Below are 15803 nucleotides of genomic sequence, written 5' to 3' on the forward strand. Positions count from 1 at the left end.
AATTACCACCATTATTCAATAGGATACAGAAACACAAAAACCTTTAATTACATCAATTTAGCTATTTTAGGCAAAAGTCAGTGCCTAGCCGTCAAAATTGGCTGTTAACCATTAAAAATGAGCGATTATTTGACATAGATTTTTAAGTGACAATAAATCATGTTCCGCTTAACTAATGTCAGAAAATCGACGATAAATTCATCAGTTGTGATTTTTGACACAACAAGTCAAGCCAAGACTGTAGTACAGTCTTAAGTTGTCGAAGGAAGCCTTTCTCGCCATAGCTGGATAGCGCGACGAGTTAAGGGTTCAAATTCTCTGGATTGATCTCTGCCTCGATAAATTGAGCGGCTGTTTTCAGCAATCGGCACCGAATAATGGATGTCGTAGGCGAGTTGCGTTAAGTATGCTCGCCCCATCTCACGATAGCGCGCAGATTCCTGTTCATTTAATTGGATCAAGTAGTGATAACCAAATGCACTCATACTGCAGTTAGCATCCAGATAAAATTCGCCCTCATGTTCAAACAAAAACCAGGCTCGATTCTCAGCATCCACTACTCTCATCTCAGCTCCTTCGGTCTGAGAGACTCACATCACTGTTAACCAACATCAGGCCGTTAAAACGCTTGGAAGAAGATTCCAAAGGCGCTGAAAATCGCTACAAACCAAGACAATGAACGCAACGTGCCTTTGTTCAGTAGATACAAGATCTGATACGCCACCCGCGCAACGATATGCACAACCGCTAACCACTCAGCAGTCGCAGTGACTTTGCCCGTGGCGATAACCGTCACTACGGCTAAACCAAAAATCAGTAGGGATTCGAAGGCGTTTTGATGCCCAGCGAGTGCCCGCGCACCAAATCCGGTTAATTGCGCCTGTTGAGTACGCGGATGTTGATTATCATAACCGCCCGCTTTGGCCATTGCCCATGCGACGGGCCCTTTGGCCAAATACGGCAATAACATAGCGATAAACAAACAAGTCAGTAATGTATGCATGGAACTTCCTTATTATTTTGATGATAAATATCAATAAAACAGTACATTGCATTAAATTGAATAATACGTGATAAGCGATTAACGTGCTTTATCCAAGGCATCACAGACCGCCTTCACACCGAGTAATGCCCTAGGTGTTGCGCGGTGTAATAGATCGGCATTTAATTGATAAATATGCTGGTTCTTAACAGCAGGAATTTCGGTCCATTTGCTCCAATCAACCCCTTTGACATTGCCTTCCTCTTCGCTCTGTAAAATCACCTCGGGCAAGGTCATTAACACATTCTCCAAACTCACCTGCGGGTAATCACTCGCCGCATCGTAAAAAACGTTTTTGCCATGACACACGCCGATGATTTGCTGGATCCAACTGTTTTTCGCGACCGTCATTAACGGCGTTGACCACAGCTGATAAAACACCTTTGGCTCGGATTTCGCGGCATTCTCACTGCGTAATTGCAGCAGCTCAGTGCGATAATCGGCCGCCACTTGGCTCGCCTGCTCAGTGCGCCCCGTAAGTGCTCCTAACTCCTCAATTTCTTTGGCGACATCCTCAAGGGTCTTGGGGGAACTGCTATAGAGTTTAAAGCCTAAACTTTTGAGTTGATTGATATCCTCAGCTTTATTGCCCGTATCCCATACCACAATCAGATCGGGATTTAGCTCTAATACCCTCTCAATCTGGATCCCATAATACCCACCGATACTGGGGATTTTTTTCGCCGCTTCGGGATAATCCGCATAATCTGTCGCGGCCACAATCGACTCCCCCGCGCCGATAGCGTAGAGCATTTCAACCGCGTGGGGCGAAAGCGCAATAATACGTTTTGCAGGCTCGGCCAGCGCCGCCATGGGTAACAGCGCCAAGCTCAGGCCGAGGGCAATAAAGCGTCGCATTAACATGATATTCCTTATATTTAATCGATGAATTCTTCTGGCCAGCCGTACTGCTCAAGGTAGGTCTGCAGGTTTTTAGGCCGATATTTAGGGTCTTGATCCCAGCGCGTTTTCACCGAGCGATGCAGCAACACGGGCGCGACGTTAGGATCAATTGGGCGCAAATAGGATTGCTTAATTCGGTAAAAACTGCGGCGCGAGTCGTGTAAGGTCGCCAAAGGATTGGGGTGCAAACTCGCCGCTAGGTGCGGCTCTAAGCTCAAATTAAACCGCTCAGCCTCGGCCATCATCCATGCGAGCGCATTATCAGACAATAGCGAGCCGTCCTTATCCGGTAGATAGCTGCCGCCAATATTGCTATGGGCGCCGGCAAACCAGACCTGCTGCATATCCATATTATCGCGCACTTGCCAAATCGTAGGTTCGAAGTCGCTGCGATGTTCGTCTATCGCTAAGGCATGGCGAGCAACCCGCACATTACGGCCAATCTTAGTATCGTAAAACTCGTCTTTATCTTCGAACAAGCCGAGAAACGAAATCGGGATCCCCATGGCGCCCACCGTATCCCACACACCGACAAACTTAATCTCCCGCGATTCGTGGCTGTGCTGTTGTCTAAATTCAACGGATTTATCGCCGCTTGGGGCAAAGGGCGCACTGCTTTTTTTATAGTGGTCAAAGGCTTGTTGAATAAGCCTCGCATCGGGGCGCTTGAGGATACCGCAATTATTGATAAGACCACATAAACAGCGCACTGTGTATGCGCCTCGACTAAAGCCAAAGAGATAGATCTCATCACCAGGGGAATAGTTCTGCACTAAGTAGCGGTAACCATCCATGATATTTTTGTGTAGTCCACGCCCCGTCGCGCCGCCAATGGCTTGATCGTAATAGGAGCCAACACCCCAGTCGTAAAACACCTGCTGAGGTTTTCCATCGGCCGCCATCGGGCTGATGGCCCGCGCCAGACGCAGCACATTGGTGGGAAAATCCACTTTAAGGTCTTTCTCTGGCCGATTCCAAGTTCCGTCGGCACAAATCACAATACGTTTATTCATCGCATCATCCTTGAGATACCCATGCTACTCACGCTAACGGCTAAAGATAAAAACGCTAACCATAGTGACGCTAACGGATTTTACCGAGGAACAACAGCCCTAATGGGGTTTAAAGGGCGGCTCGCGGTGTAACCAATCCGCCTTCGCCGCGCTGTTTAATAGTCGAATCCCGGCTGCGCTTTAATGCCCGCTTCGAAGGCATGTTTAATCGGCTGCACTTCGCTAACCGTATCCGCCAGTTCGATAATCGCGCGGTGGCAAGCACGGCCAGTGATAATCACATGCTGCATCGGCGGACGGTTTTTCAGCGCCGTGAGCACCCGCTCCACATCGAGGTAATGGTAACTCACCATATAGGTCAGTTCATCGAGCATCACACAATCAATACTTTCGTCTTGAAGCAAGGCTTCGGCGGCATCCCACGCCACGAGAGCGGCGGCAGTGTCCTTTTCTCTGTCTTGGGTTTCCCAGGTAAATCCGGTGCCCATCACATGAAATGCCACGCCCGCACCTTCAAGCAGATTACGCTCACCGCATTCCCATGTGCCCTTGATAAATTGCACTACCGCGGCTTTTTTGCCATGACCCACCGCGCGGGCAACCGTGCCAAAACCTGAGGTCGACTTGCCTTTGCCATTGCCTGTGAGCACCAGCAGAATGCCTTTTTCTTCTTGGGCGGCGGCAATTTTAGCGTCCACACCCGCCTTCACTTTTTGCTGGCGCGCCTTATGGCGTTCAGCCTTGATTTGCGCTTGTTCGGTGTCGAGCTGTTTTTCGTTCTCTGCTGTCATGATCTTCTGTTTATCCTACTGCTAACACTTATGCATTTATAATGGACGCGAGTTTTTGCATATCGAGGTGCTCGGCTAATACATAGGCCAAACGGTCCAGCTGTTGTTCGCGAATTTCATTGATATCAATCGATTGAGCATTCTCCAACCCAGCCCAGTTAAGGACTAGCTGACAGGCCTCTGGGCTGTCGAATAGCCCATGTAAATAGCTGCCGAGCACTTGCCCGTCGTCACTTAAACAGCCATCGGCAAAAGACTTTTCTGGCAGTTGATCGCAAGCACTCTCACTTTTCAAGCGTAATGGCGCACTCTTGGCGGCATCACTGGACGTGAGATATTGGGACTCACCGCAGTGGATCTCATAGCCCTTCACCTCCACTTGTTGCCCTTGAAGCGCTAAATGGCCTGTGACCCTACGTAGCTGTTTTTCAGCTTTAAATTCGGTGGTAATGGGTAAATATCCGAGCCCTTGGCTCACGCCGAGCGAGTCTTCGATCCCCATGGTATCGGCAATGCATTCACCCAACATTTGATAGCCGCCGCAAATCCCCAGCAGCTTACCGCCGTAGCGTAGATGCTTGGCAATTTGTTTGTCCCAACCCTGCTCACGCAAAAAAGCCAAGTCCGCTCGAACATTCTTACTGCCGGGTAAAATCAGCAGATCGGCGGCAATCTCCTGCGTCTGATCTGAGGCCTGAGTCTGGAGCGACACATAATCAAAATCGATATCGGGGTGCAACCTAAGTGGGTCAAAATCCGTGTGATTACTGGTGCGCGGATACACTAATACCCGCACCTTAAAACGGCTTTTTGCCTGCTTAGTAGGCGACTCAATCAGTGCATCCTCGGCGTCTAAATGCAAATCATGCAAATAGGGCAACACCCCCAACACAGGCTTTTGCGTATGAGCCTCGAGCCAATCGAGGCCAGACTGTAATAGGCTGATATCGCCACGAAAGCGATTGATCACAAAGCCTTTTACCCTAGCCTGCTCTGAGGGCGACAGCAGCGCTAAGGTGCCAACTAAATGGGCAAACACCCCGCCTTTATCGATGTCGGCAATGATGATCACCGGACAATCGACCGCCTCGGCAAAGCCCATATTGGCGATATCCCCTTCACGCAGATTGATTTCCGCTGGGCTTCCCGCCCCTTCAACCACAATCGTTTGGTATTGCTGGCCTAAACGCGCAAAGGATTCCAGCACGGCATTTAACGCCATGGCTTTATAATCCTTAGATTTTTCACCGAAAAAGGCCGAGGCCTCTAGGGTGGTTAAGGCTTTGCCATGCACTATGATCTGCGCGCCCGTGTCTGAACTTGGCTTAAGCAGGATGGGATTAAAATCCGTATGCGGCGCGAGAAAACAAGCTGCAGCTTGCAGCGCCTGCGCGCGGCCAATCTCGCCGCCATCAATAGTGACAGCACTATTGAGCGCCATATTCTGTGGTTTAAACGGCGCGACCTTCACGCCCTCACGGGCGAGCAATCGACATATTCCCGCCACCAGCGTACTTTTGCCCGCATCCGAGGTTGTCCCCTGCACCATAAGCACTTTTGCGCCTGAATGCTGAGCTTCGCTTTGACTTGCAACACCTTGAAACTGGTTTTGCGACAAGGCCGAAGTAGGATTAGAGGCGTTATTTGAATTCATGGGCAAGAACATCACTCAACAGAGGAAAATAAACTAACGGGGGATCGATTCGCTCCCTCACTAAGAATGCGTCGATAACAGTTTGTCTTAGCTGGATTTAAGCACCAGTGGCAGACCCGCCACTACTAAGGTCACATTATCCGCCACCTCGGCAACGGCCTGATTTAACCAACCCGCTTCATCGACAAACTGACGACTCAATTCACCCAAGGGCACAATGCCAGAGCCGACCTCATTGCTGATTAAAATCACTACGCCCTCAAGGGTGCTTAAGGTCTGGATAAAATCGGCGCGTTGCTGCCGCCAGTGTTCTAAAGGCTCATGGCGAGAGCGGGCAAAATCCAAGGCAAAGTCCGATTCCGTTGAAGCGGGCTCGGCCTCGGGGCTCTGTGCAAGTAATTGATTGGTTAGCCAAAGCGTTAAACAATCCACCAGAATCACTCGGCCGGGTTTGGCTAAGTGTTCGAGCTTGGCGGTTAATGCCAAGGGTTCTTCGACGAGTTGCCAGTCGATATCATCCTTGGCACGTCCATCCTGATGTAAACGAATGCGACTGCTCATTTCGGCATCGAGCGCCTGTGCAGTCGCCAAATAGCAGGCATCAAATCCGAGGGCGGTATACTGGCGCACTAAGGCTTCGCCGTAGCGGCTCTTACCGCTACGCGCGCCGCCCAGCACTAAATGGATCACAGTATGCTACCCACAACGAGCAGCACGAAGTAACAGACGATTTCGCAGATCTGCTGCGCCGCGCCTAAGGTATCCCCCGTGTAGCCACCGATTTGGCGTCTAAAGATCACCACAATCAAACGACGTAGGCCTATCATCACCAGTAACAACGACAACGCGGCAATGCCCTTAAGCACTAACAGCACTAACACACCGCTGGCGATCAAAATAAACAGTTCATTAATACCTTGATGCTGCGCTAACGGCTTGGATTTACTGGATTCATCGTCGCGCACGTATTTCTCGGTAAAGATAAGGCTGGCGGCAACGACGCGGCTCACAGTGTGGGCGACTATCATCGCCGAGCCTGCAACCACAGGATCATAAAGCGCGAGTTCCACTAATAATTGCCACTTAAGCATCAGCACGAGCATCAAAGCCAAGGCGCCGTAGCTGCCTAGGCGAGAGTCTTTCATGATCCGCAGCTTGTCTTCCGCCGTCCAACCGCCACCGAAACCATCGAAGGTATCGGCTAAACCGTCCTCGTGAAAACCACCCGTGAGCAGCACACCTGTGACCATCGACAGCAGTACGGACACGCCGGCGGGCAACCAGTTTTGGGTGAGCCAAAACACGATGGCACTGAGTAGCCCCACCAGCAGGCCCACTAACCCAAAGTAACGGCTGGCTTTATTGAGCTTGTCGGCATCGACCTCAACCCATTTGGGCATAGGAATGCGGGTAAAATAGCCCATAGCCACTAAAAACAAATCTATCTCTTTGTGCCAGCTTTCGCGTTCTGACATAAAGCATCCTTAGTGAATTAACACTTGCTGCAAGGTTTAAGATTAAAACGGTTAGCTAAAAGTTATTATTTTAAATAAGACACTTAGCAGGGCTACATCATACAACAGCCTCAATCCCGGCATCACTAAAACTCGCCATTTGATTGTAAAAATTTACTGCGGCTTGAATTAACGGCAATGCCAAGGCAGCGCCCGTGCCTTCGCCTAATCTCAGCCCTAAAGATAACAATGGTTTAGCCTTTAAATGTTCCAACATCCGCTGATGACCTTGCTCCTCGGAGCGGTGGGCAAAAATCAAATAATCCCGCACATGGGCATTGATAGTCACGGCAACTAAAGCCGCCGCGGTTGCAATAAAACCATCCACCACGACCAGCATTTTGCGCTCTGCTGCGACGAGCATCGCCCCCGTCATCTGCACAATTTCAAAGCCGCCCAAACAGGCCAGCACTTGCTTTGGCCCTGTCATCGCACTCTGATGTAACAGCAGCGCGAGTTCGATAAGCATCTGTTTACGCTCTAAGGTTTCGCTACTGATCCCCGTGCCACGGCCAACACAGTCGGCCACGTCGAGTTGCATGATAGCGGCCATAATCGCCGCAGCGGATGAAGTATTGCCTATGCCCATCTCACCAAAGGCGACCAAGTTACAACCCGCCTGATGGTGGCGCTCGATTAATGCCTGCGCCATGGCAAAGCCATTATCCACACTGGCCATGGACATAGCTGGCTCTAGGTGAATCGCGGCGGTGCCCGCGCCAAGGCGTTGGTCGATAATGCCTTCGACACCCTCAACCGGGGTTAAAATACCGCAATCAATCACTTCGAGATTGAAGCCTAATTGGCGACAAAACACATTGATGGCCGCGCCGCCATGGGCAAAATTTTGCACCATTTGCCGCGTGACTTCGCTCGGGGCTATCGACACGCCTTCGGCGGCAATCCCATGATCCCCAGCAAACACCAACATGGTTGGGTTAACTATCTCTAATTGCTTAGGCCCTTGAATGCGGGCAATTTGCAGCGCCAAGGGTTCTAACAACCCCAGAGCGCCCGGCGGCTTAGTCTTCAGATCGATCTTTTGTTGAATAAACTGATCCTGCGCTCGACTCGCAGGCTCGATTTGAAATAACAGGACAGATTGAGACATTCACGCTCCAGTGGCAATTTAGGCTCCCATGTGGAGCCGCTACTCATAACTTATTGGCTAATACGCTCGCGACATTCATTTACAACGATTCGTTCACAACGATTTGTTCGCAACGATGCGTTCGCAACTACATTCTAGAACAACCACTACGACGCATTCGGCAGCGATTTGCTATACGCACTAAGTACGAATTTGGCTCATTCGAGTTGGGCAATTTCTCTTTCAACAATCACTTATCGAACAATTGCTTATCAACATCAGCGTGCAAACAACTAATTCGATAGCTTGCGCCGACGCAAAATCAGCAAAAAGAAGAAGCTACCAATCGCGGCGGTGATAATCCCTACGGGTAATTCCTGATTACCAAGCAAACATCGGGCGAGCACATCAATCCACACCATAAACAGGCCACCCACCAGCGCCGTCAGTAAGATGGGCTGACGACCGGGGAATAACAAACGTACTGTGTGCGGGATCATCAAGCCGACAAAGCCAATGCCGCCACAGGTCGCCACTAAAATGGCGGTGATAAGCGAGCAGAGCAGCAGCATATTGAGGCGCAGCTTAGGCACATTCACCCCTAAGGTGTGGGCTGTTTCATCCCCCGCCTGCAACGCCATGATTTGGCGCTTCCAACCGAGAATAATCAAAAAGCTCACCAGCACCACTAAGGACGGCAGCACCAGCAGCGACCAACTGGCCTTGGCAAAACTGCCAAGGCTCCAAAACAATACCGATGCGGTGGCCTGTGGGCTGGCAAAGTACAGCAGTAAACTGGTTAACGCGCCAAACATAAAAGAGGTTGCCACGCCAGAGAGCAACATGCGCTCTACCTGGCTCTTAAGGCCTAACCCAGCTAACGCCAGCACGATTAACACCGACAGACTGGCACCAATAAAGGCGCCGAAGGGTAAGCTCAACCAGAGCAGCCCCGCAAAGCTGCCCGAACCGCTAAAAATCCCCGAACTGGCTATCGCGCCCGCATTGCCAAACAGGCCAGAACCTGTGAATAGCGTCAGCATGACCACGGCACCAAACGAAGCGCCAGAGCTAATGCCGAACAGATAAGGATCGGCAAGGGGGTTGCGGGTCACGGTTTGCAGCACGCTCCCCGCCAAGGACAGCCCAGCCCCTGCCACAAAGGCGAGTAAAATCCGTGGCAGTCGCAGCTCCATCACAATCCGCTCTGTCATGCTGCTGGTGCTCACGGCCTCATCAGCCATAAACAGCTGACTGAGTTTATTGATAAACACATGCAGCACATCTAAAAAGCTAATGTTTGCCGCGCCAAAACTCGCGGCAGCGATGGGGGTGAGCAGGGCAAAGCCCGCCAAGCCTAAAATCAGCCATTGCTGGCGGGTGAGCGGCGTAAAAATGTGGCTAAAAAAATTCATGGTCACCAATTTGAGTGTGTCTATCATGGCGTGGGTTCAACGCTATGCTTGTGCAAGGCAGCGCTTGGCGCCCCGGGGTTATGACAGGCGCAGGCCATAGGAGGTAACGCTTGAGCCGAAACTGCATGGGAGTCACTCGCCGCGTCCGCAGTATCGCTCTTAGGCTTTTGATAACCATAAAAGTAATTAATCAAGGGGTTACCATGCTGTGGATGGGGCGTCACTTGGGCGCATACCCCAAACACTTCGGCGATACGTTCTTCGGTTAACACCTGAGCCGGCGTGCCCATGGCACTCACCAGCCCTTTATCCAGTAGCAATAAGTGGTCGCACAGGGCGCTGGCTAAATTCAGGTCATGAATCGAGGCGATGACACTGATCCCAAGGCTTCGCACTAGCTCTAAGATTTGAATTTGATAGCGGATATCGAGGTGGTTTGTCGGCTCATCTAAAATCAATAACTGCGGCTGCTGCACTATGGCACGGGCGATCAGGGCGCGCTGCTTCTCACCGCCCGATAATCGATCGTATTGCTGATGCACTTTATGGCTCAGACCGACCTTTTCCAGCGCTTTGGCAATCTTGTCACTGTCTTCGCTGGAATGGCTATCAAACATGCCCTTATGAGGCGTGAGTCCCATGGCAACCAATTGCTCTGTGGTCATATCGAAATATTGCGGCGTATCCTGCTGCACCACCGCCACTTTACAGGCAAACGCCTTGGGCGACAGCTCGCTAATATCCTGCGAAAACAGGCTGATATGCCCTTTAGCTGGGCGAATAAAGCGGTATAAACAGCGCAGCAAACTGGATTTTCCCGCGCCATTGGGGCCAATCAGCCCGAGCATTTCCCCCTGCGGCAGGGCAAAGCTTATCTCCGAGAGAATGGTTTTTCCCTCAATCGCCCAGCTCAATTGGCTCACTTGAAGGGCCATATTAGCGGAAGTCGCAGCGGGCGCTAAGGGCGCAAGGCTCGATGTGGAAGGCATCACTAACGATTGCTCCCACATGGATATTGATTGGTGTTATTTGTGCCAGCAGCCGCTTGGGCCAACAGGGCGAAACTCATAAATGTCATCTTCTGCTCCCTCGAGTTACCCGCTCGAGAACTAAGGCTGCACGCAGCGAAAACAGAAATAGGCAGGTATCCTGACTCGTAGGTAAGAAGCAAAACGCTTCGACTACTCACAGTTGCGGGTACAGTTCGGGCTACTGACGGGCAGCTCCCCGATTCCCTATTATGTTTGGGTTATCCGGCGCGCTTAAATACTGTTGCCTTTAAGCAATAGCACTCAATCGCACAAAATTCCTAACACCTATTTCTGCGACCTTCGAGCTTAACGTACTGGGTTCGTTATCTGGCTCAAACGTCAGGGAAAAGCATTATCCTATATCTTGCTCATTAGGCAATGCTGTTTAAATCAGAAAATTTTCATCATACCGATGGCAGATGCTTTCAAGCTACTCACAGTGACCCGAGGGCCAGTCTAAACGCCAGTATCTTTTACCTTGCTCATCCTCGAGGACATTAATCGTCACCACCGCCGCTACGGGTAAGGCGAGCTGACTGTAAAAACCTAAGGTTTTCACTGCCCCCAGCGCCCTTGACATCAAGTGGCGAATAACTCCGCCGTGGGTCACCACCCAGATATTGGCCGCAGGTGCATTGGCATTAAACTCGCCGTGGGCCTGTTCATCATCCATTGCCAGCAGGGTAAACTCTTTATCGAGGATTTGTTCTATCGCACCATCGATACGGGCTTCGAAGTTTGCCATGGCTTCACCATTGGGCGGCGTCACCTCCCAAGGATTCTGCCAATAGGCCGCCATCCGCTCGCCGTCGCGTTGATATAAGTCATCGAGCAGGCAACCATCCCAATCGCCGAAGGCTATTTCCTGTAACTCCTCCAGCAGGTTGACCTTCAGCGGCAAAGGCGCGGGCGCATCTAAACTTCTGCCCACGGACGCACTCGAATGCAGTTCAGCCGCAAAGGCCTTGGCAAACTCGGCGCAGCGCCTTGAGGTCGAGCTATAAATGCCGTGGCACACAGTCGCCTGCGCCTCCACCGCCGCCGACATCTGCCGCCAGCCCTTGTCGCTCAGTGGCACATCGACTCGGCCACGTAAAATCGCCCCGCCCTCGCATTCTCCATGGCGTAACAGTAATAACCTGAGCTGCTTCATCTGATCTTTCCTTTTATCGTTTTTATCTGGGTTATCTCGCCTATGCTATACCAACTTTAGCCTTGCCCTGACAATCCGATGTCGCGTATTATGGACGTCTATACGTATAAATGTCCAAAACATAACGAACGACATTCAATAATAAAATGCAATTTGTCACCCGATTGCGTACTTTGGACTCAACTTAGCTGTAGTAAAGGTAATCATTTTATGGCGATATCTCTCCATCGAGCCAGCCAAACACTGGCAGACATTCGCAACCAGTTGTCAAAGCGCATTCTGATTTTAGACGGCGCTATGGGCACTATGATCCAAGGCTACAAGCTGGAAGAAGCCGATTACCGTGGCGAGCGTTTCAAGGATTGGCATACCGACGTTAAGGGCAATAACGATCTTTTAGTGCTCACGCAGCCACACATCATCAAACAAATTCACACCGACTACCTATTAGCCGGTGCCGATATTATTGAAACCAACACCTTCAACGCCACCACGATCGCCATGGCCGACTACGACATGCAGTCACTGTCCGCCGAAATTAACCGTGAAGGTGCGCGTCTCGCCCGTGAGGCCTGTGATGAAATCGAAAAAGCCACGGGGAAACCACGTTATGTTGCCGGTGTGTTAGGGCCCACTAACCGCACTTGCTCTATCAGTCCCGATGTTAACGATCCCGGATATCGCAATATCCACTTCGATGAGTTAGTGACCGCTTACTGCGAATCGACCCGCGCCTTAATTGAAGGCGGCGCCGATATCATTATGGTCGAGACCATCTTCGATACCTTAAACGCCAAGGCCGCCTTATTTGCTATCGAAACCGTGTTCGATGAACTCTTTGGGCCAAATTCGCCAGCGCGTTTGCCCGTGATGATCTCAGGCACCATTACCGATGCCTCGGGCCGAACCCTGACCGGACAAACCACCGAAGCCTTTTATAACTCCCTTCGCCATATCAAGCCCTTATCCATCGGCCTTAACTGTGCCCTTGGCCCTAAGGAGCTGCGCCCCTACGTCGAAGAGCTGTCTCGCATCGCCGAATGTTATGTCTCGGCGCACCCTAACGCGGGTCTGCCAAACGAGTTTGGCGGTTACGATGAAACCCCAGAAGATATGGCGAGCGTTATCCAAGAATGGGCCCGTGAAGGCATGCTCAACATTATCGGTGGTTGCTGTGGTAGCACGCCCGAGCATATTAAGGTCATTCGCGAAGCCGTTGAGCCGTTTGCGCCACGGGTACTACCCGAGATCCCCGTCGCCTGCCGTTTATCGGGTTTGGAACCGCTCACTATCGACGCCCAAACCCTGTTTGTGAACGTGGGTGAACGTACCAACGTTACTGGCTCGGCCAAGTTCTTAAAGCTGATCAAAGAAGGTAAATTCGAGCAGGCGCTCGATGTCGCCCGTGAACAGGTAGAAAGCGGCGCGCAGATCATCGACATCAACATGGACGAAGGCATGCTCGATGGTGTGGAGGTGATGCATAAGTTTTTAAATCTTATCGCCTCTGAGCCGGATATCAGCCGTGTGCCTATTATGATCGACTCCTCAAAGTGGGAGGTGATTGAAGCGGGCCTCAAATGTATTCAAGGCAAGGGAATCGTCAACTCTATCTCCTTGAAGGAAGGCGAAGAGAAGTTTATCGAGCAGGCAACCCTAGTGAAACGCTACGGCGCTGCGGCGATTATTATGGCGTTCGACGAGCAAGGTCAGGCCGACACTAAGGCGCGCAAAGTCGAGATCTGTACCCGCGCCTACCGCGTGCTGGTCGATAAGGTCGGCTTTCCGCCCGAAGACATTATCTTCGACCCGAATATCTTCGCCATCGCCACGGGTATCGATGAGCACGATAACTATGCCGTCGATTTTATTGAAGCCATTAAAGAGATTAAGGCCACCCTGCCCCACGCGATGATTTCGGGCGGGGTGTCGAACGTGTCGTTCTCCTTCCGCGGTAACAACCCAGTGCGCGAGGCGATTCACGCGGTATTCCTGTACCACGCGATTAAAGTCGGCATGGACATGGGTATCGTTAACGCGGGCCAATTAGCGATTTACGATGATATCGACCCCGAACTTAAGGATAAGGTCGAGAACGTCGTGCTCAACCTGCCTTGCCCAGTTGAAGGCTCAAACAATACCGAGCAATTGCTTGAGATTGCTGAAAAATTCCGTGGCGATGGCTCAAGTGCCGCCAAGAAGGAAGACTTAGAATGGCGCTCATGGCCAGTTAATCAACGTCTCGCCCATGCGCTGGTCAAAGGCATCACCGAATTTATCGACGAAGATACTGAAGCGGCTCGTCAGCTCGCCTCCCGTCCGCTGGATGTGATCGAAGGCCCGCTGATGGACGGTATGAATATCGTCGGCGACCTGTTTGGCTCGGGCAAAATGTTCCTGCCACAGGTGGTGAAGTCGGCGCGGGTGATGAAAAAGGCTGTGGCCTACCTCAATCCTTTTATCGAGCAAGAGAAGGTCGAGGGCCAATCTAACGGCAGAATTTTGATGGTCACGGTTAAGGGCGATGTGCACGATATCGGCAAGAATATTGTCGGCGTGGTGCTCGCCTGTAACGGCTTTGAGGTGTTCGATTTAGGCGTGATGGTGTCGGTGGAGCGCATTCTTGAGGCCGTGAAAGAGCACAATATCGACATTATCGGCATGTCTGGGCTTATCACCCCAAGCCTCGATGAAATGGTGCACAATGTGAAAACCTTCCACCGTGAAGGCCTCACCATTCCAGCGATTATCGGCGGCGCGACCTGCTCGAAAATCCATACCGCGGTGAAGATTGCGCCCCATTATCCCCATGGCGCGATTTACATTGCCGACGCCTCGCGTGCCGTGCCTATGGTCAGCAAACTAGTCAGCAATGAAACTCGCCAAGCCACTATCGATGAGACTTACGCCGAATACGAAGAGATGCGCGTTAAGCGTTTATCGCAAACCAAGCGTAAGGAAATCGTCTCGCTGGAAGCCGCCCGCGAAAACCGCTGCCAGCACGACTGGGCAAACTACACCCCGTTCAAGCCCAATGTGCTGGGTCGCCAAGTATTTGAAGACTATCCATTAACCGACTTAGTCGACCGCATCGACTGGACACCCTTCTTCCGCGCCTGGGAGCTGCACGGCCATTACCCCGAGATCTTAACCGACAACGTAGTGGGGGTTGAGGCGCAGAAACTGTTCGCCGATGGTCAGGCGATGCTTAAAAAAATCATCGATGAAAAATGGCTCACCGCCAAGGGCGTGATTGGGTTATTCCCCGCCAATACTGTCGGCTTCGATGATATTGAGCTTTATACCGACGAGACTCGCACCGAAGTCGAAATGACCACCCATCACTTGCGGATGCAGCTTGAGCGTGTGGGTAACGATAACTTCTGTCTGGCCGACTTTGTGGCGCCAAAGGACAGCGGCGTTGCCGACTATATGGGCGGTTTTGCCGTGACCGCAGGCCATGGTATCGATGAGCATATCGCCCGCTTTGAGGCCAACCACGATGACTACAACGCCATTATGCTCAAGTGCTTAGCCGACCGTTTAGCCGAAGCCTTTGCCGAGCGGATGCACGAGCGCGTGCGTAAGGAATTCTGGGGTTATGCCGCCGATGAGCAGCTCGATAACGAAGCCTTAATTCGTGAGAAATACAAAGGGATCCGCCCCGCACCGGGTTACCCCGCCTGCCCGGATCACACCGAAAAAGGCCTGCTGTGGGAACTGTTAAAGCCGAATGAGACCATCGACTTAAACATTACCGAAAGCTACGCCATGTTCCCCACCGCCGCAGTATCCGGCTGGTACTTTGCCCACCCGAAATCCCGCTACTTCGGCGTGACCAATATTGGCCGCGATCAGGTGGAGGATTACGCTAAGCGTAAGGGGATGACAGTCGCAGAGACGGAGAAGTGGCTGGCGCCAGTGTTGGATTATGATCCTGAATAATCAGGATCTTTATTACGCTAACGCGGTATGAGATCTAAGATCGGTCTTGCGACCGAAAAGGTCGTGGGGCTTCACCCCACACCCGACCAAGGAGGACTGCTCGTCCTATCCTCCTTGGATTCTCCAAGACGCCCCTAGCGAAGTTACATGCATTGATTAGTGGCTTCGTGCTTATTCGAAAATAGCTAACGCTTCCGATGGGGCGTCCCTTCCCCCCGAAAGCTACGCAGACGTCCTGTCTGCGTCACGCGA

General features: G+C 51.6%; 13 protein-coding genes and 1 riboswitch. Of the genes, 1 reads left to right on the plus strand and 12 read right to left on the minus strand.

The window, feature by feature from the left end; translation table 11 throughout:
• Positions 1–251 precede the first annotated feature (251 nt).
• From CBX96_RS09210 to CBX96_RS09265, 12 genes are all read right to left on the minus strand, one after another.
• Positions 252–566: a hypothetical protein gene (locus CBX96_RS09210; RefSeq protein ID WP_109286476.1), complete on the minus strand. Its 315-nt coding sequence runs from the start codon at positions 564–566 to the stop codon at positions 252–254.
• 53 nt (positions 567–619) lie between these two features.
• Positions 620–1003 carry an MAPEG family protein gene (locus CBX96_RS09215; protein WP_109286477.1) on the minus strand — a complete coding sequence of 128 codons (384 nt, stop codon included), beginning with the start codon at positions 1001–1003 and terminating at the stop codon, positions 620–622.
• Positions 1004–1081: 78 nt separating this feature from the next.
• Positions 1082–1906 carry a cobalamin-binding protein gene (locus tag CBX96_RS09220; protein ID WP_109286478.1) on the minus strand — a complete coding sequence of 275 codons (825 nt, stop codon included), beginning with the start codon at positions 1904–1906 and terminating at the stop codon, positions 1082–1084.
• 14 nt (positions 1907–1920) lie between these two features.
• Positions 1921–2958 carry a DUF2235 domain-containing protein gene (locus CBX96_RS09225; protein ID WP_011627061.1) on the minus strand — a complete coding sequence of 346 codons (1038 nt, stop codon included), beginning with the start codon at positions 2956–2958 and terminating at the stop codon, positions 1921–1923.
• Positions 2959–3113: 155 nt separating this feature from the next.
• On the minus strand, positions 3114–3749 hold the full coding sequence (gene cobO / locus CBX96_RS09230; protein WP_011621641.1) for a cob(I)yrinic acid a,c-diamide adenosyltransferase: 636 nt from the start codon (positions 3747–3749) through the stop codon (positions 3114–3116).
• A gap of 28 nt (positions 3750–3777) precedes the next feature.
• The gene (locus CBX96_RS09235; RefSeq protein ID WP_181382180.1) at positions 3778–5403 is read right to left on the minus strand and encodes a cobyric acid synthase; all 1626 of its coding nucleotides are present in this window, start codon (positions 5401–5403) and stop codon (positions 3778–3780) included.
• An 87-nt stretch (positions 5404–5490) separates the two neighbouring features.
• Entirely contained in the window at positions 5491–6093 is a 603-nt protein-coding gene (cobU, locus tag CBX96_RS09240; RefSeq protein WP_109286479.1) for a bifunctional adenosylcobinamide kinase/adenosylcobinamide-phosphate guanylyltransferase, read from the minus strand.
• Positions 6090–6878: an adenosylcobinamide-GDP ribazoletransferase gene (locus CBX96_RS09245; protein ID WP_011621638.1), complete on the minus strand. Its 789-nt coding sequence runs from the start codon at positions 6876–6878 to the stop codon at positions 6090–6092. The genes cobU and CBX96_RS09245 overlap by 4 nt, the downstream gene beginning before the upstream one ends.
• Positions 6879–6975: 97 nt before the next feature.
• Entirely contained in the window at positions 6976–8028 is a 1053-nt protein-coding gene (gene cobT / locus CBX96_RS09250; RefSeq protein ID WP_109286480.1) for a nicotinate-nucleotide--dimethylbenzimidazole phosphoribosyltransferase, read from the minus strand.
• Positions 8029–8300: 272 nt separating this feature from the next.
• Entirely contained in the window at positions 8301–9449 is a 1149-nt protein-coding gene (locus tag CBX96_RS09255) for an iron ABC transporter permease (protein WP_109286481.1), read from the minus strand.
• The gene (locus CBX96_RS09260) at positions 9446–10411 is read right to left on the minus strand and encodes an ABC transporter ATP-binding protein (RefSeq protein WP_109286482.1); all 966 of its coding nucleotides are present in this window, start codon (positions 10409–10411) and stop codon (positions 9446–9448) included. The genes CBX96_RS09255 and CBX96_RS09260 overlap by 4 nt, the downstream gene beginning before the upstream one ends.
• A 132-nt stretch (positions 10412–10543) precedes the next feature.
• A riboswitch (cobalamin riboswitch) is annotated at positions 10544–10703 on the minus strand.
• A gap of 180 nt (positions 10704–10883) precedes the next feature.
• Positions 10884–11606, minus strand: coding sequence for a histidine phosphatase family protein (locus tag CBX96_RS09265; RefSeq protein WP_109286483.1), 723 nt, complete (start codon positions 11604–11606; stop codon positions 10884–10886).
• A 210-nt stretch (positions 11607–11816) separates the two neighbouring features.
• Between CBX96_RS09265 and metH the strand changes: the two genes are divergently transcribed.
• Complete coding sequence (gene metH, locus CBX96_RS09270; protein ID WP_109286484.1) at positions 11817–15551, plus strand: methionine synthase; 3735 nt, start codon at positions 11817–11819, stop codon at positions 15549–15551.
• The last annotated feature ends 252 nt before the right edge of the window (positions 15552–15803 follow it).

The sequence above is a fragment of the Shewanella sp. BC20 genome (assembly GCF_003129585.1).
GTDB classification, from domain to species: Bacteria; Pseudomonadota; Gammaproteobacteria; order Enterobacterales; family Shewanellaceae; genus Shewanella; species Shewanella seohaensis.

What these genes read in the sequence shown, in the direction of transcription:
- CBX96_RS09210 (WP_109286476.1), bottom strand. Translation starts at nt 566, where the DNA reads ATGAGAGTAGTGGATGCTGAGAATCGAGCCTGGTTTTTGTTTGAACAT.
- CBX96_RS09215 (WP_109286477.1), bottom strand. Translation starts at nt 1,003, where the DNA reads ATGCATACATTACTGACTTGTTTGTTTATCGCTATGTTATTGCCGTAT.
- CBX96_RS09220 (WP_109286478.1), bottom strand. Translation starts at nt 1,906, where the DNA reads ATGTTAATGCGACGCTTTATTGCCCTCGGCCTGAGCTTGGCGCTGTTA.
- CBX96_RS09225 (WP_011627061.1), bottom strand. Translation starts at nt 2,958, where the DNA reads ATGAATAAACGTATTGTGATTTGTGCCGACGGAACTTGGAATCGGCCA.
- cobO (WP_011621641.1), bottom strand. Translation starts at nt 3,749, where the DNA reads ATGACAGCAGAGAACGAAAAACAGCTCGACACCGAACAAGCGCAAATC.
- CBX96_RS09235 (WP_181382180.1), bottom strand. Translation starts at nt 5,403, where the DNA reads ATGAATTCAAATAACGCCTCTAATCCTACTTCGGCCTTGTCGCAAAAC.
- CBX96_RS09245 (WP_011621638.1), bottom strand. Translation starts at nt 6,878, where the DNA reads ATGTCAGAACGCGAAAGCTGGCACAAAGAGATAGATTTGTTTTTAGTG.
- cobT (WP_109286480.1), bottom strand. Translation starts at nt 8,028, where the DNA reads ATGTCTCAATCTGTCCTGTTATTTCAAATCGAGCCTGCGAGTCGAGCG.
- CBX96_RS09255 (WP_109286481.1), bottom strand. Translation starts at nt 9,449, where the DNA reads ATGATAGACACACTCAAATTGGTGACCATGAATTTTTTTAGCCACATT.
- CBX96_RS09260 (WP_109286482.1), bottom strand. Translation starts at nt 10,411, where the DNA reads ATGCCTTCCACATCGAGCCTTGCGCCCTTAGCGCCCGCTGCGACTTCC.
- CBX96_RS09265 (WP_109286483.1), bottom strand. Translation starts at nt 11,606, where the DNA reads ATGAAGCAGCTCAGGTTATTACTGTTACGCCATGGAGAATGCGAGGGC.
- metH (WP_109286484.1), top strand. Translation starts at nt 11,817, where the DNA reads ATGGCGATATCTCTCCATCGAGCCAGCCAAACACTGGCAGACATTCGC.